This window comes from Streptomyces sp. N50, assembly GCF_033335955.1.
Classification (GTDB): Bacteria; Actinomycetota; Actinomycetes; order Streptomycetales; family Streptomycetaceae; genus Streptomyces.
In genome coordinates, this window is the sequence record NZ_CP137549.1 from 8,791,833 (window position 1) to 8,814,630 (window position 22,798).

Consider the following 22,798-nt stretch of genomic DNA (forward strand, 5'->3'; position numbering starts at 1 on the left):
CGTGCCTGATGTTATTGGGTAGTTGACAACAGATTCGCTACGGCAACTCGAAGCCCAGCGCAGCCGACGCCTCGCCCGGTGTCGGCTGCGCCCAGCGCTCCGCCATCGCCTCGTTCGAGGACAGCGAGCGCAGCTCGGCCCGGTCCAGGTAGAGCAGGCCGTCGAGGTGGTCCGTCTCGTGCTGGACGATCCGCGCGGGCCACCCGGTGAAGACCTCGTCCACCGCCCGCCCGTGCTCGTCCTGCCCGGTCAGCCGCACCGAGGCGTGCCGTGCGACCACGGCCTGCCAGCCCGGCACGCTCAGACATCCCTCGAAGAACGCGGCCCGGTCGGCACCGACGGGTTCGTACGCCGGGTTGACCAGCACCCGGAACGGCTGCGGGACCCGCCCGCGCGCCACCCGCACCTCGTCCGGCACCGGCGCCGGATCCTCGATCACCGCGATCCGCAGCCCGACTCCGACCTGCGGCGCCGCGACACCCACGCCCGGTGCCTCGTGCATGGTCACGCGCAACGCCTCGACGAACCGGGCCAGCAGTGCCGGCTCCAACTGTCCGTCGAACGGCTCGATTCCGCTCCTGAGCACCGGGTCACCGGCCGAGACGATGGGCAACGGGCCGCCGACGGCGAGGAGTTCCTCGACCTGCTCGGCCAGGGGTACGCGATCACTGGGAAGTGCCATCGCGCCAGGATGCCATGACCTCCGGCATGACCTGATGTGACCCACGCCACGGGAAGCGACGGGAACTGGGTGCCTTCACGCCCCGACTACTGGACCACTACGGCTTCGACGCTTCCAGGAGCCGTTGCTCGGCCGCCCGTCGGCCGCGTAGCTGCCGCCCGCCTTGCTGTCACCCGACCATCGATGTCTTTGTCACCCGTTCCTAGCCCCCGCTTTCCGGTCCACCCGCTCTTGCTGCTGGTTCACCCGCCCCGTCCCCAGTCCCCCGCCTCCGCCCCCGGATCCGCTCGCCCCCCTGGAGAAACCCGCCCATGTCCACCGCTCCCTCGACCACCACGGCCGAGGCCCCGCAAGAGGCCGCCCCGGCACCGTCCCCCAGCCGCTGGGCCCCGCTGCGCCCCCTGGTCCTGCGTCTGCACTTCTACGCCGGAGTGCTCGTCGCCCCGTTCCTGCTCGTCGCCGCCACCACCGGCTTCCTGTACGCCGGCGCCTTCCAGGCCGAACGGATCGTGTACGCCCATGAGTTGACGGTCCCCGTCGGCGACCGCGAACTGCCGATCTCGCAGCAGGTGACCGCCGCCCGCAAGGTGCACCCCGAGGGCACGGTCTCCGCGGTCCGCCCCTCCCCGGAGGCCGGCGCCACCACCCGCGTGATGCTCTCCGGGGTCAAGGGCATAGCCGCCGACCACACCCTCGCGGTGTTCGTCGACCCGTACACCGGAAAGGTCCGAGGGGCGCTCGAACAGTACGGCTCGACCGGCGCGCTCCCGCTGCGCACCTGGATCGACGAACTCCACCGCGATCTCCACCTGGGCGAAACCGGCCGTCTGTACAGCGAGTTCGCAGCGAGCTGGCTGTGGGTGATCGCGGGCGGCGGCCTGGTGTTGTGGTTCTCGCGGCGCCGCGCCCTGCGCAAGGTGCGCGGCACGAGCGGCCGGCGCCGCACCCTCGGCCTGCACGGCACGGTGGGCGTCTGGACCGCCGTGGGCTTCATCTTCCTGTCGGCGACCGGACTGACCTGGTCGACGTACGCCGGCGCCAACATCGACCAACTCCGCACCTCCCTGGGCCAGTCGACCCCCTCGGTGTCGGCCGCGGCGAGCGGCGAGCACGCGGGCCACGGCGGTTCCGCCGCGACCGGCGAGGCCCAGCACGGCGTGGGACTCGACAAGATCCTCGCCGCCGCGCGTGCCGAGGGGCTGGGCAACCCGGTCGAGATCGTGCCGCCCGCCGACGCGAAGTCCGCGTACGTCGTCCGGCAGGTGCAGCGCAGCTGGCCCGAGAAACAGGACTCGGTCGCCGTCGACCCGGCCACCGGCAAGGTCACCGACGAACTCCGGTTCGCGGACTACCCGTTGCTCGCCAAACTGACCCGCTGGGGCATCGACCTGCACACCGGAGTCCTCTTCGGTCTCGTCAACCAGATAGCCCTGATGCTGCTCGCCGGGTCCCTGATCCTGCTGATCGTGTGGGGCTACCGCATGTGGTGGCAGCGCGGCCGGGGTTCGTCCTTCGGCCGCCCGATCCCGCGCGGCGCCTGGGCGCAGCTGTCCCCGCTGCTGCTCGTCCCGTGCCTGGCCGTGATCGCCGTACTCGGCTATTTCGTACCGCTGTTGGGGATCCCGCTGGCCGCGTTCATCGCCGTGGACGTGGTGCTGGGCGAGATCGCGCACCGGCGCGGGCAGCGGACGTACGCGACGTAGCGACGCATGCGAAGGAGCCCGGTTCCTGGCCGGAACCGGGCCCCTGATGCTGCGTGTTGCCGTGTCTCAGACCTGCTCGAAGTCACCCGCGAGCGCCGAGGCGATCCGCAGATGCGAGCCGGCCTCCTCGTGCCGGCCCTGGCGCTCCAGCGTGCGGCCCAGCATCAGCCGCGCGTAGTGCTCCACCGGGTCACGCTCCACGAGGACGCGCAACTCGGCCTCGGCGCGCCGCAGTTGGGCCGAGTGGTAGTAGGAGCGCGCCAGCAGCAGGCGCGGCCCGGTCTGCTCGGGCACCTCCTCGACCAGCCCGCCCAACACCCGCGCCGCCGCGGCGTAGTCCTTGGCGTCGAAGAACATCCGCGCGCGCTCCCAGCGCTCCGCCGGTGTCCCGTGGTCGTAGTACGTCATGTCCACTTGACCTCCTTCGATCCCCCACAACGGCCGGTGTTGGTTGAATATTCCACTACCTTCCGGTGGTGGCCAGCTCCGCGTTCGCCCGCTCGGCGACCAGGGTCAGCACGCGGCCGGTGGCCAGCAGGTCCTCCTCGGGGATGTCGCCCCAGATCCGGGCACTCGCCGCGCTCGTCTCCTTCACGATCCGCTCGTACAGGGCCCGGCCCGCGTCCGTGATCCGCACCGCGGACGCGTCCGCCGCGACGAGTCCGGTGGTGATCAGTCCGTCGAGGGTGCCCTGGACGGAGTCCTCGTCGGCCTTCAGGGCCGCGACGGTGTCTGCGACGAGCCGGGCGCGGTCGAGGGATGCGGCGGCGAGGGCGACCGGGCGCAGGACGATCTGCTGCTGGAAGTCGAGATCGTGGCGGGTGAGGACGCTCTCCAGGACGGCACGGGCCGCGTAGTGGGCCAGGCCGAGCATGCGGGCGTCCGCGGGGGGTGTGGTGGTTGTGGTCATGACTGCTCCTTGTCGTGCTCACTCGCGGGGACAGGTGCAAGGGGTGTGTCGAGCAGGGTCGCCAGATCCCGGCTGAACTCCCGGGCGCGCGCGCTGTCGAGCCCGCCGAGCGGCTCCAGCAGCTGCTCCAGAAGTCCGTGTACGACCTTGATCGCCCGCCGGGTCACCTCGTGGCCCTGTTCGGTGAGGGCCAGTTGGACCGCGCGGGGGTCGCGGGGGTCCCGGGTGCGCTCGACGAGGCCGGCCGTTTCCAGGGCGCGGGCCAGCTTCGAGACGTAGAGCGCTTCGAGGCCGGTGTGGTCGGCGAGGTGACGCTGGCTGGGGCGGAGCCCGGAACGCCGCATGCCGTACAGCGACGCCACCAGCGAGTACTGCGCATGGGTCAGTCCCAGGGGTGCCACCGCGCGGTCGACCGCCACGCGCCACTTCATCGACAGTCGCCAGACCAGGAAACCGGGCGTCGCGCCCTCGGATGCCGTACTCATGGCCGATACAGTACATGGCTACTATGTACATGGCTACTATTTTCCGACGGGAGAACAGCGCCCGACAGCACGGGGCATGGGACCGGGCGAGGGGCTCACGGACTGACGGAACGGCCTCGGCGGGACTAGGTTGTCGCCATGAGCAATCTTGATCGCGAAGCGGTTCCGGCCCTGTGCGGCGGCCGCGGTTTCGTGGTGGCGGAGCCCGTCCGTGAACTCCTCAGTCCGCGCCGGGTGCAGCTCGGCGAGTCCACCGAGGTCCGCCGGCTGCTGCCCAACCTGGGCCGCCGGATGGTCGGCGCCTGGTGCTTCGTCGATCACTACGGCCCCGACGACATCGCCGACGAGCCCGGCATGCAGGTGCCCCCGCACCCCCACATGGGCCTGCAGACGGTGAGCTGGCTGCACGAGGGCGAGGTGCTGCACCGCGACTCGACCGGCAGCGTCGCGACGATCCGCCCGCGCGAACTGGGCCTCATGACCTCCGGCCGCGCGATCAGCCACGCCGAGCAGAGCCCGAAGAGCCACGCCCGCTTTCTGCACGGCGCGCAGCTCTGGGTCGCCCTCCCCGACAGCGACCGGCACGTCGAGCCGCACTTCGAGCACCACGCCGAACTGCCCGTCGTCACGGCGCCGGGCCTGCGCGCCACGATCGTCCTCGGCGACGTCGACGGCGCGGCCTCGCCCGGCACGACGTACACCCCGATCGTCGGCGCGGACCTGGCCCTCGCCGCCGGAGCGGACGTACGCCTGCCCCTGGAACCGGACTTCGAGTACGCCGTCCTCGCCATGTCGGGCGAGGCCCACGTCGACGGCGTCCCGGTCCTCCCCGGCTCGATGCTCTACCTCGGCTGCGGCCGCACCGAACTCCCGCTGCGCGCCGCGTCGGACGCGGGCCTGATGCTGCTGGGAGGCGAGCCGTTCGACGAGGAATTGATCATGTTCTGGAACTGGATCGGCCGCACCCAGGAGGAGATCCAGCAGGCCCGCACGGACTGGATGACCGGCACCCGCTTCGGCGAGGTGAAGGGCTACGACGGCGATCCGCTGCCGGCTCCCGAACTGCCTCCGGTGGCGTTGAAGCCGCGGGGGAGGGTGCGCTGACCTGCTGGGGTCGGGCGAGGATGCTCACCCGTTGCCGCTCCGCCTCCGCTGGGCGTGCCGTGCGGGTGCGGGTACCGGCGGCGTTCGACAGGTGGCCGAAGGTGAGGCCGTACAGCAGGCAGCAGGCAGCAGACCACGATCACGGTGTCGAACGCAGCTAGGCACCATGTGCGCTCTAACCGGTCGGTGACCCGGGAGGTCGGGTAGCAGCCGAGTGGTGCGCCGACGGTGGTCGGGTGCGCCCGGGGGCGATGACGGCCTGCCGTGCGCTGCGCGGCCGAGCCATGGACGACATCGACGGTGTACCGCGGTACCACTGACCAGTGCTCATTGTGACCTCCGGGTCCACGGGGCGCGCCGTAGCCGCTCCTAGCCTCGAAGCAGTGACCCGGCCGGATGCCGGGCCGGGCGGAAGCGGGGAGCGGCACAGTGATCGAAGTTCGTGGGCTGACGAAGCGGTACGGGGACAGGACGGCGGTGGACGACCTGAGTTTCACCGCCCCGCCCGGACAGGTCACCGGGTTCCTGGGACCCAACGGGGCGGGCAAGTCCACCACCATGCGGATGATCGTGGGCCTGGACGCGCCGACCAGCGGCACGGCTCTGGTCAACGGCAAGCCCTACGCCCAACACCGTGCCCCCTTGCAGGAGTTGGGGGTGCTGCTGGAGGCGAAGGCGGTGCATCCGGGTCGCTCCGCGTTCAACCACCTCATGGCGTTGGCGTACACCCATGGTGTGCCGCGTCGACGGGTGGAGGAGGTCATCGATCTCGCCGGTCTGCACGATGTGGCGCACAAGAGGGTCGGGGCGTTCTCGCTGGGGATGGGGCAGCGGCTGGGCATCGCCGCCGCGCTTCTCGGTGATCCGGCAGCCGTCATGCTGGACGAGCCGGTCAACGGGCTCGACCCCGAAGGCGTGCGCTGGGTAAGGGAGTTGCTGCGCGGACTGGCCGCCGAGGGGCGCACGGTGATGCTGTCCTCGCACCTGATGAGCGAGATGGCGCAGACCGCCGACCGTCTGGTGGTCGTGGGGCGGGGGCGGCTGCTTGCCGAGACGACTGTCGACGCGCTGGTGGAGGCGGTGGCGGACAAGGGGGTGCGGGTGGCCACCGGTGAACCCGCGCGGCTGCGCTCGCTGCTGGCCGCCCCCGGTGTCACGGTGACCTCGACGGGAGCCGAACGCCTGGTCGTGTCCGGTCTGGACACTCGGCGGATCGGGGAGTTGGCCGCCGAGCACCGGGTGCCGCTCTACGAACTGGCCGCCGAGTCGGTGTCGTTGGAGGAGGCGTTCATGCATCTGACGCAGGACGCCGTGGAGTACCAGAGCAGCGACGCGGGGAGGGCCGCCTGATGAGCGCGAGCACCATCACCACCACACCGGTGCGTCCGGCATATCGCGTGACCGGCCGAGGGGTGGTCAGGTCCGAGTGGGCCAAGTTCTGGTCCCTGCGCTCCAGTTGGATCACGCTGGGGGTGGCCGTGCTGTTCCTGGTGACCATCGGGGCGATCGCCGCCGCCCTCTACAGCCCGAGCGGCCCGCTGGGCGGCAAGGACGCGGCATCCGGTGCCGCGCTCACCCTGGCGCTGGCCGGCACCAACCTCGCGGCCCTGGCCGTCGGTGCGCTCGGTGTCCTGCTGTCGGCGGGGGAGTACAGCACAGGAATGGTCCGCTCGACGTTCGCCGCGGTGCCGGGCCGGCTGCCCGTGCTGTGGGCGAAGTGCGCGGTCTACGGCCCGATCGCGTTCGTCACGTCGGCCATGGGCGCCCTGGTCTCCTTCCTGCTGGGGAGCGCCGCCCTGCACGGCGAGAAGATCGCGCTGTCCCTCGGGGACGCCGGGGTCTTCCGATGCCTGCTGGGCGCGGGCGTGTACCTGGGCCTGGTGGGTGTGTACGGCGTGACGGTCGGCCTGCTGGTGCGCAACAACGCCGGGGGCATCGCGATCCTGGCCGGCGTGGTGCTCGTCCTGCCCGGCCTGACCGGGCTGCTGCCCAGTTCCCTGGGGGACACCGTCAGCCGATATCTGCCCAGCAACGCAGGCCAGTCGGTGATGACCCTGCACGGGACCGGCGACTCCCTGGTCAGCCCCGGAGCGGGGGTGACGGCGCTGCTGGTGTGGGCCGTACTGCTGCTGGCCGGTGCCGCCTGCCGACTGCGCCGCAGTGACGTCTGAGGCCGCGTCCGCGAGGATGGAGCCGATGAACGACAGGACGACGGCACGGTCGGCCCGGGCGGGGGCGACCGCGCCCTCGCCCGGGCCGCAGGTCGTCGGCGCGGGACCGGAGACTTTCGGTGCCAGGTCCGACGCCGTCTGGGCGCACCCCGTGATGCGGCTGCTGCTGCGGGTGCTGAGCCGTCTGCGGGCGGCGGACCGGCGACGTCCGTGGCTCCTCGACACCGCCGTGGTGGTCCTGCTCGCCGCCGCCGCGCCACCGGACCTGCTCGTGCACAGCCCGGGGCATCCGGTGTCGCGTCCGGTGGGGGCCGGCCTGCCCGTCGGTGCGGTGCTGGCCATCGCGGCCGTGCTCGTCGTCCCCCTGTGGTGGCGGCGCCGGGCGCCCGCCGCGGTCTTCGGTGTCTGCCTCGTGGTGTGCCCGGTCATGTGGTCGCTGGGCCTGGGGCCCGCGGCCGCCGCCGTGCTGCTGATCGCCCTGTTCGACCTGGCTCTGCACGCCGCGCCGCGAGCGATCTGCTGGGCGCTGCCGGTGACCGTCACGGGCTGGGTGCTGATCGTGGTCTCGGTGATCCCGGCGGCCAGTCCGGCGGCTTTCCTGATCCTGTCCACCGGTACCGGCATCGGGGCCGTAGCCCTGGGCCTGACCCTCCGGATCAGCCGGCTCTACCTGTCCGCGCTGCGGGACCGCGCGGCACGGCTGGAGGTCGAGCGCGACCAGCGTGTCCGGCTGACCGCGGCGGCCGAGCGCTCGCGGATCGCCCGCGAGATGCACGACATCGTCGGCCACAACCTGTCGGTCATGGTCAACCTCGCCGACGGCGCCGCCGTACTCACCACCCGCGACCCCGCGAGGACCGAGCAGGCGCTCCATCTCATCGGCGACACCGGGCGGCAGGCGATGGACGAACTCCGGCGCGTGCTGGGGGTGTTGCGCGCGTCCCCGGACTCCGAGGACGACAGCTCGTCCCGGTCCCCGCAGCCGGGTGTCCGTGACCTGGACACCCTGCTCGACCGGGTGCGCGCGGCCGGGCTGCCGGTGGCCTACCGCACCGTCGGCCCGGTCGACGCGCTGGGCCGGGGCGTGCAGCTCACGGTGTTCCGGGTGGTGCAGGAGGCGCTGACCAACACCCTCAAGCACGTCGGCCCCGGCGCCACGGCCGACGTCACGGTCGCGGCCGAGGACAGCCGGCTCCGCGTGCGGGTCACCGACACCGGTTCACCGGCGCGCGAACGGTCCCCGTCCCCCCGCAGGGACACCGGGCACGGCCTGGTCGGCATCCGCCAGCGGGCCGCGCTCTACGACGGCACCGCAACCATCGGACCACGCGACGACGGCCAGGGCTGGATCGTGGACGTCCTGATGGATCCGTCCGCCTCGGCCACATCGGGAGAGCCCCCACCATGACCACCATCCTGATCGCCGACGACCAGCCGCTGCCCCGCATGGGCTTCCGGATGCTGCTCGACGGCTCGCCCGGCGTGAGTGTCGTCGGTGAGGCGGACAACGGCGCGCAGGCCGTCCGGATGGCGGCCGAACTGAGCCCCGACGTGGTGCTGATGGACGTGCGGATGCCGGGTCTCGACGGCATCGAGGCGACGCGGCGCATCGTGGCGGCGGGCGGCCGCACCCGTGTGCTCATCCTGACCACCTTCGACCTCGACGAGTACGCCTACGCCGGCCTGCGCGCCGGGGCCAGCGGCTTTCTGCTCAAGGACGTCCGCCCGACGGAACTCCTCGCCGGGATCGAGGCGGTCGCGACCGGCGACGCCGTCGTCTCACCCCGGCTCACCCGCCGCCTGCTCGACGCCCACGCCCATGACGTCCTCGCGCCCGACGCCGGGCCTCGTACGGACCCGCGACTGGCGGCGCTCACCGAACGCGAGCACGAGGTGCTCGTGGCCATCGGTTCGGGCTGGACGAACGCGGAGATCGCCGACCGTCTGGTCCTGACCGAGTCCACGGTGAAGAAGCACGTGGGCCGGGTGCTGGCCAAGGTCGGTGCCCGGGACCGTATCCAGGCGGTCATCCTCGCCTACGACGCTGGACTGGTCGCTCCCCGGCAGTGAGCGCCGCACCCTTCGCGCCGGAGACATGGCAGTGTGCCGCCGAGGTGACCCGGCGGCACACTGCCGTGCGTCAGGCTTCTGGTCTCAGTCGGTCGCCGTCGAGGCGGTGTGCTTCTTGTACAGCTTCAGCGGCACCCGGCTGATGATCGAGTCGAGGGAGGAGTCGTTCCGCCCGTCGGCCCAGGTGACGTAGGCGTACTTGTCGGTCAGCGTGATGCCCGACCAGCGGTCACCGGGCGGGCCCGTCTCGCCGACCGGCTCGGTCACGTGGTTGACCTGCACCGGGTCGCTGAACGAGCGTCCGTGGTCGAACGAGACGGCCGAGAACGCGTCGCCCGTGGTGGTCCGCCACATGACCCCCAGGTCGCCGTCGGAGCCGAAGTCGATCGCCGGCCGCTGGGCGTTCGGCGTGGCGATCGTCGCCGGTCCGTTCCAGGTCCTGCCGGCGTCCGGGGTGACGTAGACGTCGAGGGTGTCGGAGTCCCGGGGCACCATCACGGCGAACCGGCCGCGGTGGGAGGGGTCGGCCGCCACCCACGGGACGGGGTCGGCGGCGGCGCCCAGGCCCGGCGTCGGCACCAGGGAACCGGTGCCCGCCGCGACGGGGGCTCCCTGGCCGTCCTCGACGGTGGTGTTCGTCCACGTCCTGCCGTCGTCGCGGCTGACGTGGAAGTTCACCGGCGCGCCCGCTTCCTGGGAGGCGGACACGAGGATGCCGCCGTACACGGCGATCTCCCGCCCGGGATAGCCGCACACCAGCGGGATGCCCGGCGCCACCTCGATGCACGGCATCGGCCCGGGGATCACCCGAGAGTCACTGCTGAAGGTCCTGCCGCCGTCCGCGCTGACGGAGACCGCGCTCGGGTACTCCCACGCCGCTCCGGCGACCGCGTAGACCTTGCCGGTCGCGGCGTCCACCCGCATCTTCGGGGCGCCGCCGAGGAGCAGCGGTGTGGACACCGGGTCGCTCCAACTCCGGCCGCCGTCCGTGGACTTGGCGACCTGGTTGTGGTTCACCAGGTTCGCGGCCAGGCCCGAGCTGACCTGGTTGTTGTCCACGTACACGGTGCCCTTCGCGTCGAACTGCACGCTCGGCTCACCGCACTTGGGCGCCGCGGTACCGAGCGGCCAGGCGACCTGGGTCCAGGTGTCGCCCCGGTCGTTCGAGTAGGCGAGGAAACACCCGCCGTCGACCGGTTCCAGCCCCGGCGACGGCGGGAAGACCGTCGAGACGAACACCAGGTTCTTCGGGTTTCTCGGATTGACGGCGACCGTCGGCTGTCCTTCTTTGGTGGCCGGCATGTCGGTGACGTCGACTTCGTGAATTGCCGCGTTGCCCGCACCGACCGGCGAGGCAATGGCGGCAGGTGTTCCGTACACCAGGAAAAGTGCGGAGAATGCCGCCGCGCTTAATGTCGCGGAAGGACTTCTGAACAGCACCATGTGATCCTCGATTTCCACGTCCGGTAGAACGGAATTCTTTTGCCGACCCCGTGGCCCGTGATTCGGCCCGCTCAGGCTAGAGAGAATCGCTTCCGTATTCGTGGGACCACGGGAGACAATGGGCCCGATGGACTGGTACCGCAGTACCAATCCGTTTCCGACCGGGTCTGTTTCAGGCTGTCTTCTGGTCGGCGGGATTCTCGATCCCGGTCGTCACCCGTGCCCCTCGGAAGAGCACCGGGAGCCACAGGAGACATGCCAGCAGGGGGACCGCGGCGTAGGCGGCCATGCCCGCACTGGAGCCCAGCCCGTCCATGAGCGCGCCGACGACGAGATAGCCGATGCCGATGAGGGCCGACTCCACGAAGGCGATCATCGACAGCAGGCTCGCCCGGTGGCGCGAGGGCACGGCCTCGTTGAACACGTTGTCCACCAGCACGGCGGTGATCTCGGGAATTCCGACCAGGACCAGGAATGCGGCGATGGTGACCCAGACAAGGCCGAGGCCGCTCAGGCCGAGCGCCGCGGCGAGCGTCAGGAGGGACACCGGGACGATGACCCGATATCCGATGCGCCGGTCCGCGCGGTCCGACAGCAGGGGGGTGAGTCCGCCGACGAAGAATCCCGCCGATATGACCACGCTGACCAACGCGGTGCCCGCGCCCTGATCGGAGAGGGTCTTCTGCGTGAAGATGATGTACGGCGTCAATGTCGCGTGCATCAATCCGGACACCACGACAAGCGTCACCAGCGCCGGTGTGGCGACCCGAAGCATCGCCCGCCACGCTGTGGTGTCGCCGTGTCCTGCGGCTCCGTCCTGCTCGTCCACCGCGTCCGCGCCGCGGATCTCGGGCACCCGTGACATCAGCACCACCACGGCCAGGACGAGGCACGCCGCCGAACCGGCGTAGACAACTCCCCAGGAAATCTCCTGGAGTTGGCCGCCGACGACGATGGCGACTCCCGAGGTGACCGTCCCGAGCATGGTGAACCGGGATCTGATCCTGACGTAGCCGGCCGTGGCGCCACGACGCACGAGCAGGTCGTACAGCAGGGCGGTGTCCGAGCCGGACACGCATGCCATGCCCACGCCCTGCCCGATGAACAGCGCCAGGAACACCCAGTAGTTGGCGAACATCCCCTGGCCGAGCAGGCATCCGGCCACGACCAGCTGGCCGATCACAATGCCGGCCCGCCTGCCGATGCGGTCGGCGATGACTCCGGTCGGCAACTCCGCGAGTCCGCTCACCAGGTAGAGCAGGGTCTGAAGGAGGGCCACCTGCCCGGCGGAGAAGCCTCGCTGCTGAAGGAAGAGGACGAACACACCGCGCTGGAACAGTGAGTTGGCGAGCACGGCGTATACGTAGAACGGGCGCGCGACGCTTCGTGCCGCATCGTCGACTGCGGCCGACCCGCCAAGGGCCTCCGTGGTGCCGGTCATGCTGCGGGCTCCCCCTGGTGACTCCGGTGACCATCGGCGTTGTGCCTCCGCCACCGACCGGAACCTCCAGTCCGTACTTCGCGCGGGAGATCGGGCCGGCCGTCCGGGAACCGTTGCCGGCGCCGCGGGCCATCCTCACAGCCCGCGAGCACGGCCTCAACCCGATAACCGCCCTGCGCGACCTCTTCACTCGAAGCGCCTGGCCGCCGCCCGCCCGCATGGCAGGCGTGCCGCGTCCGCGCCCCCGCCGTCACCGGGGTGGGGACGAGTGCTGCGGCTTGCCGGTCAGTCGGCCGTTTCCGCCGTCTCGGGATCGTCGGCCGGCGCGGACTCGTCGGTGTCGTCGTTGGTCGCGGCCCAGCTGGCCAGCAGGTTGAGGGCGTCCTGTGATCGTGACGCGGGCTCGGCGGTGTAGGTGAGGAGGAACTGGCTGGGGTCGCTGCCGAGCGGGAAGGTCTCGAACGGCAGGTCCAGGTCGCCGACGACCGGGTGGTGGAGGCGCTTCGCGCCGGTGGTGTGGATCCGGACGTTGTGGGCGGCCCAGCGGCGGCGGAATTCCTCGCTGCGGGTGGACAACTCCCCGATCATGTCGGTCAGTCGGCGGTCGTAGGCGTCGCGGCCGGCCTCGGCGCGCAGCATGGCGACCGTGTCGTTGGCGACCTCGTCCCAGTCGCGGAAGAACTCGGTCGCGTGCGGGTCGAGGAAGACGAACCGGGCGTTGTTCGGCGGCCGCATCGGGTCGGCGTAGACCGGGGAGAACAGTGCGCGCCCGAGGAGGTTGGCGGCCAGGACGTCCAGGCGTCCGCTCATGACGAACGCGGGTGTGCCGGTCATCGAGTCGACGACGCGCCGCACCGCGGGCCTGACGCGTTGCTGGGCCGGACGGCGGCGCGGTGGACGGGCCGGGCCGGCGCCGCGCAGGAGGTCCAGGAGGTGGAGGCGCTCGGCCTCGTCGAGCTTCAGCGCCTGCGCGATGCCGTCGATGACGCTGTCGGAGACGCCGGTGGCGTTGCCGCGCTCCAGCCGGGTGTAGTACTCGCTGGAGATGCCCGCGAGCAGGGCCACCTCCTCCCGGCGCAGCCCGCTGACCCGCCGGCGGTCGCCGCCGTACGAGGGCAGTCCGGCCTGCTCGGGGGTGACCCTGGCCCGTCGCGTGCCCAGGAATTCCCTGATCTCTGCCCGGAAATCACCCCGTACGTCGCGGTTGGTGCCGTAAGGGTCGTTTCTTCCTGTCATGCGCTCCACTCTACGAACGCCTCCCGCTGTCTGGGAGTCCCTCTCAGTGACCCCCTCATCAGGGACTCCCACCCACGCGTGACAACCGGTTCTGTTGATGGTGCACCGCCTACGAAAGAACAGGACACGCTCATGGCAACAAAGCTGACCGGTACCGTCGCGCTCATCACCGGCGCGAGCAGCGGCATCGGCGCCGCCACCGCCCGCCGGCTCGCCGAGGACGGCGCCTCCGTCGCCCTGGTGGCCCGCCGCGAGGACCGGCTGAACGACCTCGCCGCCGAGATCGAGAAGGCGGGTGGCACCGCCCTGGTGGTGGAGGCGGACATCACCGACCGCACCCGGGCCGAGGCCGCCGTCCAGCGGACCGTCGAGCACTTCGGACGTCTGGACACCCTGGTCAACAACGCGGGCGTGATGCTCCTGGGCCCGGTCGTCGGCGCGGACGCCGAGGAGTGGGACCGGATGATCGCCGTCAACGTCCAGGGCCTCCTCCACACCACCCGCGCCGCCCTCCCGCACCTGCTGAAGGCCGCCGAGGACGGGCCCCGCCGGGTCGCCGACATCGTCAACATCAGCTCGATCGCGGGCCGGGTCGCCTGGAACGGCTACGGCGTCTACAACCTCACCAAGTTCGGCGTGAACGGCTTCACCGAGTCCCTGCGCCAGGAAGTCACCCGGCGACACGTCCGCGTCGGTGTCCTCGAACCGGGCGGTGTGGACACCGAGTTGGGCTCGCACAACGACCACAAGCCCGAGGTCCGCGACGCGATCGGCACCTTCTACGAGCAGACCGAGGTCCTCGCCCCCGAAGACATCGCCGACGGTGTCGCCTACATGGTCACCCGGCCCCGCCACGCCTCTGTCGGTGAGTTGTGGATCATGCCCACCGATCAAGCCTGACCTCCCGCCCACCGAAACACCCCAAGCGCCCCAAACACACACAAAGGAACCCATCATGAGCAAGGTCATTCTCGTCACCGGTGCCGGACGCGGTCTGGGCACGGACATCGTCCGCGAGGCCCTCGCCGCAGGCCATCAGGTCGTCGCCACCGGCCGCCGCCCCGACGAGGTCGAGAAGTCCCTGGGCGGGCCGCAGGACAACCTGCTGGTCACCAAGCTGGACGTCACCAGCCTGGAGGACGCCGAGGCGGCCGTGCAGGCGGCCGTCGACCGCTTCGGACGCATCGACGTCCTGATCAACAACGCCGGGAACTTCTTCGCGGGCTACTTCGAGGAGATCACGCCCGCGCAGATGCGCCGGCAGATCGAGACCAACCTCTTCGGCCCCATGAACGTCACCCGCGCCGTCCTGCCCGTCCTGCCCGTCCTGCGCGAGCAGCGCGCCGGGCACGTGATCACCCTCTCCTCCTCCGCCGGCATCATCGGCCAGGAGTTCTGCGTCGCCTACGCCGCCTCCAAGTTCGGCGTCGAGGGCTGGATGGAATCCCTGCGCTACGACGTCGAGCCCTACGGCATTCACACCACGGTCGTCGAACCCGGCTTCTTCCGCACCGAGTTGCTCGTCGACGGCTCCACCATCTGGCCCGAGCCGACCATCGACGACTACGCCGAGCGCACCACCGCCACCGTCGCGGCCTGGAAGAGCATGAACGGCCAGCAGCCCGGCGACCCCGCCAAGCTCGCCCGCGCCCTGCTCGCCATCGCCGACCAGGACAAGCCCCTGCTGCGCTTCGTCGCCGGCGCCGACGCCATCGAAGGCGTCCAGGCCAAGGCCCAGGAACTCCTCGCCCAGGCCGAGGCCTCCCGCGAACTCGGCGGCGACCTGGGCTACGACGACACCGGCGCCTGACACACACGGGAGACCTGCCGGAGCAGCGCCAACGGGTTCCCCGGTTCGGATGTGCCTGGAGCAGGCTGAAAAGCCGTGTCGGGGGCACTCGGTTCTCCGAGACGCCGATGTGTGCCGCTTCCTGGAGAGAAGCAGAATGCCTGTACCTGGCCGTCCGAAGGTGGTGTGCCGTGATGGTTCTCTTCCTGTTGCTCGTCCTGATCGCCCTTGTGCTGGGGATCGTCGGAGTGGCCGCGAACGGCTTGGGCTACCTGCTGGTGGTCGGCGTCGCGGTTCTCGTGGCGGCTCTGGCCCTGGTGGCCGTGCGCTGGTCCCGACGCTCCGGCAGCCGCCCTGTTCGATGACGGCGACCATGCGGTGGCCGCCGCCTACGGCAAACAGGCACTCGGGTCGTGGTGGTCGGCCCGCCGCAGTGTCTGTCCGATGTGGTGGGCCAGCGCGTGCGGGTCCTGCGCATGTGCGAGATGACCTTGGCCCGGCATGGTGACGACGCGGGCGTCGGGCAGGGCCGTCGTGAACCGGGCGAATGCCTCGCCGTAGGGCGCGGCGCCCTCGTTCAGGGCGCCGAGCAGCAGGGTGACCGGCAGGTCGAGGGCGGCGAAGGCCCGCAGGTCGGTGACGTGGTCGTCGAGCGCCGTCAGTTCCCGGGCCAGCGGTGCGGCCAGTGGGCGGAGGATCTCCCAGGCGGGGCTTCGGCGCAGTTGTGCCACGTCGTCTTCGGAGAATCCGGACACGTCCAGGTTCACGATCTCCACGGCGCGGTCCAGGTCGTCGGCCTCCGCGGCTTCCCGGAGGGCGTCGAGTGCTCCGCGGCCGAAGGGGCGTACGACAGGTTCGTAGAGGGTGAGGGAGCGGACCGTGTCGATGTGCCGTGCCGTCGCCTCCAGTGCGACGAGGCCGCCGAAGCTCCAGCCGAACAGGTCCACCCCCTGCTCCGCGCCCTCGGCGGTGACGATCTCGGTGAGGACGTGGTCCAGGTCGTCGATCTCGGTGCGCATCGAGTGGTCCGGACCGAGCGCGCCGCTGGGCTCGCGTCCGCGCCGGTTCAGCACGTAGACCGGTCCGGGAACGTCCAGCGCGGCCACCACCGGCTGCCAGGCGGCGGCGTCCGCCATGACCCCCGGCACGATCAGCAACGGCCGGCCCGAACCGTCGCGCCGGGTGAGAGCGAGCCGGACGCCCTCGCGTTCCACGTTCCTCAGCATGTGTGCGGTACCTCCTGAACGGGTTCCCTGTCGGAGCGTCACGGTACGACAACTCCATCTTGGACTGAGGGTATAGTTCTTGGACGTACAGTCTGAAGCGAGGGGTGAGGGGTGGGAATGGCGGACGGCAAGCCGGCCCCGGACGCCGAACGCGACGCGATCATCGCCGCGCTGGTGCCCGTGGTCGACGGGATCGCGGCGACGTTCGGTCCGGTGTGCGAGGTGGTGCTGCACGACTACCGGCGCCCGGAGAAGTCGGTGGTCGCCGTCGCCGGAGCCCTGACCGGGCGCGAGGTGGGCGGGGCGATGAGCGAGATCGGGCTGCGGATGCTGGCGCGCGGCTACGAGGCCGCCGACGAGCTGAACTACCTCACCCGGACCAGGGGCGGGCAGCAGCTGAAGTCGTCCACGATGGTGCTGCGGGACTCCACGGGCACGGTGTTCGGCGCGCTCTGCGTCAACGTCGACGTCACCGCCGTACAGCAGGCGCAGGCCCTGTTGGCCGGGATCGGCGGGGGCGGGGCGGTCGAAGCGCCGGCCGCCACCACCTTCGGCAACGACATCGACTCCGTCGTCGAGGCCATCGTCGACGCCCATCAGCTACGGCGCGGCAGGACCTGGGTCCAACTCGACCGCGCGCAGCGGCTGGAACTGTTCCGCGGCCTCGACGAGCACGGGGTGTTCGCCGTGCGCCGGGCCGTCGAGCAGGTCGCCGCCCGGCTCGGTATCTCCCGGGCCTCCGCCTACAGCTACCTCGCCCAGGCGCGGGCCGCGACCGGCACCGCCGTCACTTCCGATCCCGCTTCCGATGGAGGAGCTGCGTGACCACCACCCCGCCCATCACCCTCGACGACGTCCTCGACGCCGCCGCCCGGATCAAGGGCGTCGCGCACCGCACACCGGTGCTGCGTTCCCGCACCCTCGATCAACTCGTCGGCGCCGAGGTGCACTTGAAGTGCGAGAACTTCCAGCGGATCGGCGCCTTCAAGTTCCGCGGCGCCTACAACGCGGCCTCCCGGCTGACGCCCGAGCAACTCGCGTGCGGTATCGCCGCCTACTCCTCCGGCAATCACGCCCAGGCCGTCGCCCTCGCCGCCCGGGAACTCGGCACCACGGCGGTGATCCTCATGCCCGAGGACGTCCCCGCCTCCAAGCGGGCCGCCACCGAGGGATACGGCGCCGAGGTCGTCACGTACGACCGCTACAGCGGCGACCGCGTCGCCATCGGCGAGGCCCTGGCCGCCGAGCGGGGGCTCGCCCTCATCCCGCCCTACGAGCATCCGCACGTCATGGCGGGGCAGGGCACGGCGGCACTCGAACTCGTCGAGGAGGTGGGGGAGTTGGACGCCGTGCTGGTGCCCGTGGGCGGCGGCGGGCTGATCGCCGGGACGGCCACCGCCGTCAAGGGGCTGCACCCGCGCACCCGTGTGATCGGCGTCGAACCGGAGGCCGGGGACGACACCAAGCGGTCCCTGGAGGCAGGCCATCGCGTCTCCATCCCGGTGCCGCGTACCATCGCCGACGGGCAAGCGGCCGATGTTCCCGGCGAGTTGACGTTCTCGGTGAACCAACGGCTGGTCGACGAGATCGCGTTGGTCGGCGACGAGGAGATCAAGGACGCGATGCGCTTCGCCTTCGAGCGGCTGAAGATCGTCATCGAGCCCAGCGGCGCCACCCCCTTGGCCGCGCTCCTCGCCGGGCGTGCGGGCCAACTCCCGGGCCGGGTGGGCATGATCGTCTCGGGCGGCAACATCGACAGCGGGCGGTTCGCCGCGCTGTGCGCGAGCGGCGGCCCCTCCTGAACGTGCCCGAGTGGGCTTGACGGTTCCCCGAATGGCGCTCCCGGGTGGACAGGAAGACGATGGAGTGGTGGGGCACGGCCCCCGCCGGAGCATCGGTGCCGTTCGTGGTCGCCGGGAGACGGAGACCGGCCCCGGCCGTGCTGTGCGCGGCCGGAACGGAGGCAGCCGTCATGCTGGAAGTGAAGACGGTCGACAAGCCGGACGAGCGACGGGACTTCCCCCGCGGCCACCTCGAAGCGGTCCACCTCAGCGGACTCGACTTCGCCGTGGGCACCTTCGAACCGGGCTGGCGCTGGTCCGAGTCGGTGGCTCCGATCGCGGGCACCGAGAGTTGCCAGATCCATCACAACGGTTACGTGGTGCAGGGGCGCATGCATCTCCGCATGGACGACGGCGGCGAGGGCGAGGTCGGCCCCGGCGACGTCTTCGTGTGCCCGCCCGGACACGACGCGTGGGTGGTCGGCGACGAGCAGGTGATCGTGTACGACTTCGCCGGTGCCATGGCCACGGACTACGCGAAGGCCAAGTGACCGACGCGCAGGCGCCCGGCGGCACCGCACCCGCCGGGCGCCTACGTCATGCCTCGTACGGGACGACCTGCCCCTCGGCGAACGCGACCGCCTCCGCGTGCCCGAACAGTCCGGGCAGCCCGCCCGTGTGCACGAACACGGTCCGCTCGCCCGGCCTGATGTCGCCGTCCCGGACGGCCGCGATCAGGCCGGCCATCGCGCGTCCCGTGTACGTCGGGTCGAGGACGAGCCCGGCGGTGCGGGCGGCGAGGGTGAGGGCCTCGGCGGTGGCGGCGGTGAGGGTGCCGTAGCCGTCGCCGATCTGGTCGTGTCGTACCCGTAGGACCTCCGATGGAGGCAGGCACGCGAACTCCCTTACGGCGGGGGTCGGTTCGGGCAGTGCGCCCACGTCGACCCCGAGGACCGCGTCCGTCCCGAGCGCGACCGCCAATCCCGCCATCGTGCCGCCCGAGCCGAGTGCGACGACGGCGGTACGCAGATCGGGGAGCTGTCGGCGCAGCTCCTCGCCGCAGCGCACATAGCCGCGCGCGCCGAGCGCGCTGGAGCCGCCGAACGGGATCAGCGCCGGCCTGGCGCCGGTCTTGCGTACTTGCCCGCAGACCTCGGCCGCAGCCTCGTCCAGTCCGGCCTGGTCGACCTCGCCCGCCCAGGCGATCCGCGCGCCGAACAGCCCGTCGAGGGCGAGGTTCCCCGAGTGCGACGCGCCCGGCGAGCCGCGCAGCACCAGCACCACGTCCAGGCCCAGCCGGGCTCCGGCGGCCGCGGTCAGGCGGGCGTGGTTGCTCTGCGGGGCGCCGGTCGTGACCAGGGTGTCCGCGCCCTCGGCGAGCGCCGCGCCCACGGTCCACTCCAGCTTGCGGATCTTGTTGCCGCCGCCTCCGAGTCCGGTCAGGTCGTCGCGCTTGATCCACAGGTCGTCCGGGCCGAGCCCGATCGCGGTGGCGAGTCGCGGGGCCGGTTCGACGGGGGTGGGGAAGGTGGCCAGTTCCACGTGCGGGGCGCTGTGCGGGTCGCTCATGCCGTACATCATCGCGCGTTTCGGCGGCCGGTCCGCCGGTGGGCTTGCCCCGGGAAACCGATCGGTTTACTGTGGCTCACGAGAGGAAACCGATCGGTTTCCCTCGCTCTTCGTCTCAGCTCAGGAGATCCCCATGACGAACATCGAAGGCTCCGTCGTCCTCGTCACCGGCGGCAGCCGCGGCATCGGCCGGGCGCTGGTCGAGGCGCTGTACGAGCGCGGCGCGAAGAAGGTCTACGCGACCGCCCGCGACCCGAAGACCGTCACGCACCCGGACGCGGTACCGCTGGCGCTGGAGGTCAGCGACCCCGCCTCCGTCGCGGCGGCCGCCGAACAGGCGCAGGACGTCACGATCGTGATCAACAACGCCGGCGCGTCCGTCAACGCGAACTTCCTGGACTCGCCCGTCGAGGACGTCCGCCGCGAGTTCGAGACCAACTTCTACGGACCCCTGCTCGTCACCCGCGCCTTCGTGCCGATCATCGAGCGCAACGGCGGCGGCCACCTCCTCAACGTCCACTCGGTGCTGTCCTGGGTCGGTGTCCTGGGCTCCTACAGCGCGTCCAAGGCGGCCCTCTGGTCGCAGACCAACTCCCTGCGCCTGGACCTGAAGCCGCGCGGGATCGACGTCACCGGACTGCATGTCGGCTACGTCGACACGGACATGGCCGCGCATGTCGACGGGCCGAAGTCCACTCCCGAGAGCGTGGCGGCGCAGGCCCTCGACGGCATCGAGTCCGGCGCCTTCGAGGTGCTGGCCGACGAACTGACCCGCCAGGTCAAGGCCGGGCTCTCCGCCGAAGGCGGCGCGCTGTACCCGCAGTTGGCGGCCTAGTCCGCTCGGCGGTGCTCAGATCGGCAGCAACCGGCCCACCAGCGCGCTGAGTTGCCGCGCGTTCCGGCACTCGTGCATATCGACCAGCTCCGCGTACTCGGGCGCGGCCGAGTCGCCGGTGCCCCACTGGGTGCGCTGCTCGGGGTTCAACCAGTAGACGCGGCGGGCCCGTCGGGTGATCTGCCGGACGGCGGGCAGATTCGGGTCGCTCATGTTGGTGCGGGCGTCACCGAGCACGAACACGGTCGTACGCGGGCCGACCGCGTCGCCGTACCGCTCCGCGAACTCGCCCAGGGCGACGCCGTAGTCGCTGCTTCCGTGCCAGCCGGTGAGGGTGGCCTCGTCGCGGATGCGGGTGCCGAGGCCCTCGGGGTCGGCCGTGCCGTGGACGAGCAGCGGTGTCACCTCGTCGAGGCGGTTGACGAAGGCGAACACGCGCACCTTGCTGAACTGGTCGTGCAGCGCCTGCACCAGCAGCATCGTGAAGTCGGAGAAGCCCGACACCGAGCCCGACACATCGCACAGCAGCACCAGTTCGGGGCGGACAGGACGGCGCCGGCGCAGTACCGGCCGCATCGGCACCCCGCCCGTGGACAGCGAGCCGCGCAGGGTGCGGCGCAGGTCGATCGTGCCCCGCGAGGCACGGCGGCGGCGCGCGGCGAGCCGGGTGGCGAGCTTCCGGGCCAGCGGCTGAACAGCCCTGCGCAGGTCGGCCAGTTGGGCCCGTCCGGCGAACAGGAAGTCGACACGGTCGGCCGTCGGCGCGATCGCCCGCCGCGCGATCTCGTCCCGGCCGCGCCGCTCGGCGACCCGCCGCCGCGCCTCCACGGCGACCTGCCGCCGGAACCCCTCGATACGCTGCCGGATCTCGTCGTCCAGCAGCCGGTCGGTGAACCCGGACTGGCCACCCTGCTCCCGGATGCTCGTCCGCACCCTGGCCAGCAGCGTCTGCGGACGCAGCCGGTCCAGCGTCTGGTACGACGACCAACCGTCCGACGAGGGCGAGTTGCCGTATCCGCCGAAACCGTCGACGGCCTCCGCCGCCAACTGCCCCATCAGGGCCTGGTCGTTGGCGGCGAGCGCTGCCGCGAGCCGGTCGCGGAGATCCTCGCGGTCGGCGGCCGGCTCGCCCTGGGGCGCTCCGACGCCGCGCGGGAAGTAGAGGTCGAAGACCGGGTCGAACACCGGGCGTTGGCCCGTGCCGTGCAGCAGCGTCGCGGCCAGCCCCTCGCGCAGCAGCTCACGGTCGCCGAACCCGAGCGCCTCCATGGCCATCGCCGCGTCCACGGTCTCGCCGGTGCCGATGCGCAGACCGTGTGCGCGCAGCGCCCCGACCAGGCCCGTCAGCCGTTCGGTGACACCGGCGGCGGTCACACGGCGTCCAGGTCGAGCTTCGCGGCGGCCCGCAGGATGTCGTCCTGATGCTTGAGGAGAACGCCGAGGGTGTCCCGTACGACCGTCTCGTCGAGGGTGTCGGCGCCGAGCGCCAGGAGGGTGCGGGCCCAGTCGATGGTCTCGGCCACCGACGGCACCTTCCGCAGCTCCATCTCGCGCAGCGCCCCGACCACCCGGACCACCGACTCGGCCAGCGCCGCGCCGAGGCCCGGCACCTTCAGCCGTACGATGCGACGCTCCAACTCCTCGTCGGGGAAGCCGATGTGGAGGAACAGGCAGCGGCGGCGCAGGGCCTCGGAGAGTTCGCGGCTCGCGTTCGAGGTGAGGACCACGAAGGGGCGGCGGGTCGCGGTGATCGTGCCCAACTCCGGGACGGTGACCTGGAAGTCGCTGAGGATCTCCAGCAACAGGCCCTCCACCTCGACGTCGGCCTTGTCGGTCTCGTCGATCAGCAGGACCTTCGGGCCGTCGCCGCGGATCGCCGTGAGCAGCGGGCGGGGGAGCAGGAACTCCTCGCTGAAGATGTCGGTGCGGGTCTCGTCCCAGCTCTCGTCGCGGCCCGCGCTGATGCGCAGCAGCTGCTTGGCGTGGTTCCACTCGTACAGCGCCCGGGACTCGTCGACGCCCTCGTAGCACTGGAGCCGGACCAGCTCGGCGCCGGCGACCTCGGCGACGGCCTTGGCGAGTTCGGTCTTGCCGACACCGGCCGGGCCCTCGACGAGGAGCGGCTTGCCCAGGCGGTCGGCGAGGAAGACGGTCGTGGCGACCGCGGGCGAGGCCAGATAGCCGGTCTCGGCGAGGCGAGCGGCGACTTCGTCGACGGAACGGAACACGGGGCCTCCGGCGGATCGCGGGTGGTGCGTCGGCGGTCGGCTGAACATCTGCGGCCGACTCACTATCTAAGCGCTTGTTCACCCTCACTGTCACCCGGGATCAGCTGCCCGCGCAAGCTCGTACA

The 22,798-nt window shown here is 71.4% G+C and carries 24 protein-coding genes; 13 read left to right on the forward strand and 11 right to left on the reverse strand.

The features are described 5' to 3' along the window. Positions 1–37 precede the first annotated feature (37 nt). On the reverse strand, positions 38–682 hold the full coding sequence (locus R2B38_RS38955; protein ID WP_318020510.1) for a peptide deformylase: 645 nt from the start codon (positions 680–682) through the stop codon (positions 38–40). A gap of 311 nt (positions 683–993) precedes the next feature. Between R2B38_RS38955 and R2B38_RS38960 the strand changes: the two genes are divergently transcribed. Then, a complete protein-coding gene (locus tag R2B38_RS38960) occupies positions 994–2,385 on the forward strand; it encodes a PepSY-associated TM helix domain-containing protein (RefSeq protein WP_318020511.1) in 1,392 nt (463 codons plus the stop codon). A 66-nt stretch (positions 2,386–2,451) separates the two neighbouring features. On the opposite strand, the gene R2B38_RS38965 is transcribed toward R2B38_RS38960, so the two are convergent. The 3 genes from R2B38_RS38965 to R2B38_RS38975 are packed head-to-tail and all read right to left on the reverse strand — an operon-like array spanning position 2,452 to position 3,780. Beyond that, complete coding sequence (locus R2B38_RS38965) at positions 2,452–2,799, reverse strand: tetratricopeptide repeat protein (RefSeq protein WP_318020512.1); 348 nt, start codon at positions 2,797–2,799, stop codon at positions 2,452–2,454. A gap of 49 nt (positions 2,800–2,848) precedes the next feature. Continuing rightward, positions 2,849–3,295 carry a MarR family transcriptional regulator gene (locus R2B38_RS38970; RefSeq protein ID WP_318020513.1) on the reverse strand — a complete coding sequence of 149 codons (447 nt, stop codon included), beginning with the start codon at positions 3,293–3,295 and terminating at the stop codon, positions 2,849–2,851. Continuing rightward, positions 3,292–3,780 (reverse strand): MarR family winged helix-turn-helix transcriptional regulator, encoded by a 489-nt coding sequence (locus R2B38_RS38975; RefSeq protein WP_318020514.1) that lies wholly within the window; start codon positions 3,778–3,780, stop codon positions 3,292–3,294. Before R2B38_RS38975 ends, R2B38_RS38970 begins: the two co-directional genes overlap by 4 nt. A 138-nt stretch (positions 3,781–3,918) precedes the next feature. On the opposite strand from R2B38_RS38975, the gene R2B38_RS38980 reads away from it, so the two are divergent. The 5 genes from R2B38_RS38980 (at position 3,919) to R2B38_RS39000 (ending at position 9,125) form a co-directional block, all read left to right on the forward strand. After that, positions 3,919–4,884: a pirin family protein gene (locus R2B38_RS38980; RefSeq protein WP_318020515.1), complete on the forward strand. Its 966-nt coding sequence runs from the start codon at positions 3,919–3,921 to the stop codon at positions 4,882–4,884. 429 nt (positions 4,885–5,313) lie between these two features. Then, a complete protein-coding gene (locus R2B38_RS38985) occupies positions 5,314–6,234 on the forward strand; it encodes an ABC transporter ATP-binding protein (protein ID WP_318020516.1) in 921 nt (306 codons plus the stop codon). Then, positions 6,234–7,055 (forward strand): ABC transporter permease, encoded by an 822-nt coding sequence (locus tag R2B38_RS38990; protein WP_318020517.1) that lies wholly within the window; start codon positions 6,234–6,236, stop codon positions 7,053–7,055. The genes R2B38_RS38985 and R2B38_RS38990 overlap by 1 nt, the downstream gene beginning before the upstream one ends. A 25-nt stretch (positions 7,056–7,080) precedes the next feature. Then, positions 7,081–8,463 (forward strand): sensor histidine kinase, encoded by a 1,383-nt coding sequence (locus R2B38_RS38995; RefSeq protein WP_318020518.1) that lies wholly within the window; start codon positions 7,081–7,083, stop codon positions 8,461–8,463. Next, positions 8,460–9,125: a response regulator transcription factor gene (locus R2B38_RS39000; protein WP_318020519.1), complete on the forward strand. Its 666-nt coding sequence runs from the start codon at positions 8,460–8,462 to the stop codon at positions 9,123–9,125. Before R2B38_RS38995 ends, R2B38_RS39000 begins: the two co-directional genes overlap by 4 nt. Before the next feature lie 84 nt (positions 9,126–9,209). Here R2B38_RS39000 and R2B38_RS39005 read toward each other — a convergent pair whose 3' ends face one another. From R2B38_RS39005 to R2B38_RS39015, 3 genes are all read right to left on the reverse strand, one after another. After that, positions 9,210–10,505 carry a sialidase family protein gene (locus R2B38_RS39005; RefSeq protein WP_318020520.1) on the reverse strand — a complete coding sequence of 432 codons (1,296 nt, stop codon included), beginning with the start codon at positions 10,503–10,505 and terminating at the stop codon, positions 9,210–9,212. A 235-nt stretch (positions 10,506–10,740) separates the two neighbouring features. Next, the gene (locus tag R2B38_RS39010; RefSeq protein WP_318020521.1) at positions 10,741–12,009 is read right to left on the reverse strand and encodes an MFS transporter; all 1,269 of its coding nucleotides are present in this window, start codon (positions 12,007–12,009) and stop codon (positions 10,741–10,743) included. A gap of 285 nt (positions 12,010–12,294) precedes the next feature. Then, positions 12,295–13,245, reverse strand: coding sequence for a helix-turn-helix transcriptional regulator (locus tag R2B38_RS39015; protein ID WP_318020522.1), 951 nt, complete (start codon positions 13,243–13,245; stop codon positions 12,295–12,297). Between the two features lie 132 nt (positions 13,246–13,377). Between R2B38_RS39015 and R2B38_RS39020 the strand changes: the two genes are divergently transcribed. The 3 genes from R2B38_RS39020 to R2B38_RS39030 all read left to right on the forward strand — a co-directional run bounded on the left by R2B38_RS39020 (position 13,378) and on the right by R2B38_RS39030 (position 15,399). Then, entirely contained in the window at positions 13,378–14,145 is a 768-nt protein-coding gene (locus R2B38_RS39020; RefSeq protein ID WP_318020523.1) for an SDR family NAD(P)-dependent oxidoreductase, read from the forward strand. 55 nt (positions 14,146–14,200) lie between these two features. After that, the gene (locus R2B38_RS39025) at positions 14,201–15,055 is read left to right on the forward strand and encodes an SDR family oxidoreductase (RefSeq protein WP_318020524.1); all 855 of its coding nucleotides are present in this window, start codon (positions 14,201–14,203) and stop codon (positions 15,053–15,055) included. 170 nt (positions 15,056–15,225) lie between these two features. Next, a complete protein-coding gene (locus R2B38_RS39030; RefSeq protein WP_158713350.1) occupies positions 15,226–15,399 on the forward strand; it encodes a hypothetical protein in 174 nt (57 codons plus the stop codon). A gap of 24 nt (positions 15,400–15,423) precedes the next feature. On the opposite strand, the gene R2B38_RS39035 is transcribed toward R2B38_RS39030, so the two are convergent. Then, positions 15,424–16,260 carry an alpha/beta hydrolase gene (locus R2B38_RS39035; RefSeq protein WP_318020525.1) on the reverse strand — a complete coding sequence of 279 codons (837 nt, stop codon included), beginning with the start codon at positions 16,258–16,260 and terminating at the stop codon, positions 15,424–15,426. A gap of 117 nt (positions 16,261–16,377) precedes the next feature. Between R2B38_RS39035 and R2B38_RS39040 the strand changes: the two genes are divergently transcribed. From R2B38_RS39040 to R2B38_RS39050, 3 genes are all read left to right on the forward strand, one after another. Beyond that, on the forward strand, positions 16,378–17,085 hold the full coding sequence (locus tag R2B38_RS39040) for a helix-turn-helix transcriptional regulator (protein WP_318020526.1): 708 nt from the start codon (positions 16,378–16,380) through the stop codon (positions 17,083–17,085). Beyond that, positions 17,082–18,062, forward strand: coding sequence for a pyridoxal-phosphate dependent enzyme (locus tag R2B38_RS39045; protein WP_318020527.1), 981 nt, complete (start codon positions 17,082–17,084; stop codon positions 18,060–18,062). Before R2B38_RS39040 ends, R2B38_RS39045 begins: the two co-directional genes overlap by 4 nt. A gap of 170 nt (positions 18,063–18,232) precedes the next feature. Further along, positions 18,233–18,592, forward strand: a complete 360-nt coding sequence (locus tag R2B38_RS39050; RefSeq protein ID WP_318021902.1) for a cupin domain-containing protein — start codon at positions 18,233–18,235, stop codon at positions 18,590–18,592. Positions 18,593–18,638: 46 nt separating this feature from the next. Here the strand turns inward: R2B38_RS39050 and R2B38_RS39055 are convergent, their stop codons facing one another. Further along, a complete protein-coding gene (locus R2B38_RS39055) occupies positions 18,639–19,622 on the reverse strand; it encodes a D-cysteine desulfhydrase family protein (protein WP_318020528.1) in 984 nt (327 codons plus the stop codon). A 121-nt stretch (positions 19,623–19,743) separates the two neighbouring features. Here R2B38_RS39055 and R2B38_RS39060 point away from each other — a divergent pair, with 121 nt between their 5' ends. Beyond that, a complete protein-coding gene (locus R2B38_RS39060) occupies positions 19,744–20,445 on the forward strand; it encodes an SDR family oxidoreductase (protein WP_318020529.1) in 702 nt (233 codons plus the stop codon). A gap of 15 nt (positions 20,446–20,460) precedes the next feature. Here the strand turns inward: R2B38_RS39060 and R2B38_RS39065 are convergent, their stop codons facing one another. Together R2B38_RS39065 and R2B38_RS39070 are read right to left on the reverse strand one after the other, a co-directional pair. Then, positions 20,461–21,819: a vWA domain-containing protein gene (locus R2B38_RS39065; RefSeq protein ID WP_318020530.1), complete on the reverse strand. Its 1,359-nt coding sequence runs from the start codon at positions 21,817–21,819 to the stop codon at positions 20,461–20,463. Then, positions 21,816–22,673, reverse strand: a complete 858-nt coding sequence (locus R2B38_RS39070; RefSeq protein ID WP_318020531.1) for an AAA family ATPase — start codon at positions 22,671–22,673, stop codon at positions 21,816–21,818. Before R2B38_RS39070 ends, R2B38_RS39065 begins: the two co-directional genes overlap by 4 nt. Between the last annotated feature and the right edge of the window lie 125 nt (positions 22,674–22,798).

Excerpts from the sequence above, each read along its gene's own strand:
- R2B38_RS39015 (WP_318020522.1), bottom strand. The coding sequence starts at position 13,245 with ATGACAGGAAGAAACGACCCTTACGGCACCAACCGCGACGTACGGGGT.
- R2B38_RS38975 (WP_318020514.1), bottom strand. The coding sequence starts at position 3,780 with ATGAGTACGGCATCCGAGGGCGCGACGCCCGGTTTCCTGGTCTGGCGA.
- R2B38_RS39055 (WP_318020528.1), bottom strand. The coding sequence starts at position 19,622 with ATGATGTACGGCATGAGCGACCCGCACAGCGCCCCGCACGTGGAACTG.
- R2B38_RS39010 (WP_318020521.1), bottom strand. The coding sequence starts at position 12,009 with ATGACCGGCACCACGGAGGCCCTTGGCGGGTCGGCCGCAGTCGACGAT.
- R2B38_RS38980 (WP_318020515.1), top strand. The coding sequence starts at position 3,919 with ATGAGCAATCTTGATCGCGAAGCGGTTCCGGCCCTGTGCGGCGGCCGC.
- R2B38_RS38955 (WP_318020510.1), bottom strand. The coding sequence starts at position 682 with ATGGCACTTCCCAGTGATCGCGTACCCCTGGCCGAGCAGGTCGAGGAA.
- R2B38_RS38995 (WP_318020518.1), top strand. The coding sequence starts at position 7,081 with ATGAACGACAGGACGACGGCACGGTCGGCCCGGGCGGGGGCGACCGCG.
- R2B38_RS39050 (WP_318021902.1), top strand. The coding sequence starts at position 18,233 with ATGCTGGAAGTGAAGACGGTCGACAAGCCGGACGAGCGACGGGACTTC.
- R2B38_RS39025 (WP_318020524.1), top strand. The coding sequence starts at position 14,201 with ATGAGCAAGGTCATTCTCGTCACCGGTGCCGGACGCGGTCTGGGCACG.
- R2B38_RS38990 (WP_318020517.1), top strand. The coding sequence starts at position 6,234 with ATGAGCGCGAGCACCATCACCACCACACCGGTGCGTCCGGCATATCGC.
- R2B38_RS38960 (WP_318020511.1), top strand. The coding sequence starts at position 994 with ATGTCCACCGCTCCCTCGACCACCACGGCCGAGGCCCCGCAAGAGGCC.
- R2B38_RS39060 (WP_318020529.1), top strand. The coding sequence starts at position 19,744 with ATGACGAACATCGAAGGCTCCGTCGTCCTCGTCACCGGCGGCAGCCGC.
- R2B38_RS39000 (WP_318020519.1), top strand. The coding sequence starts at position 8,460 with ATGACCACCATCCTGATCGCCGACGACCAGCCGCTGCCCCGCATGGGC.
- R2B38_RS39020 (WP_318020523.1), top strand. The coding sequence starts at position 13,378 with ATGGCAACAAAGCTGACCGGTACCGTCGCGCTCATCACCGGCGCGAGC.
- R2B38_RS38970 (WP_318020513.1), bottom strand. The coding sequence starts at position 3,295 with ATGACCACAACCACCACACCCCCCGCGGACGCCCGCATGCTCGGCCTG.
- R2B38_RS39040 (WP_318020526.1), top strand. The coding sequence starts at position 16,378 with ATGGCGGACGGCAAGCCGGCCCCGGACGCCGAACGCGACGCGATCATC.
- R2B38_RS39035 (WP_318020525.1), bottom strand. The coding sequence starts at position 16,260 with ATGCTGAGGAACGTGGAACGCGAGGGCGTCCGGCTCGCTCTCACCCGG.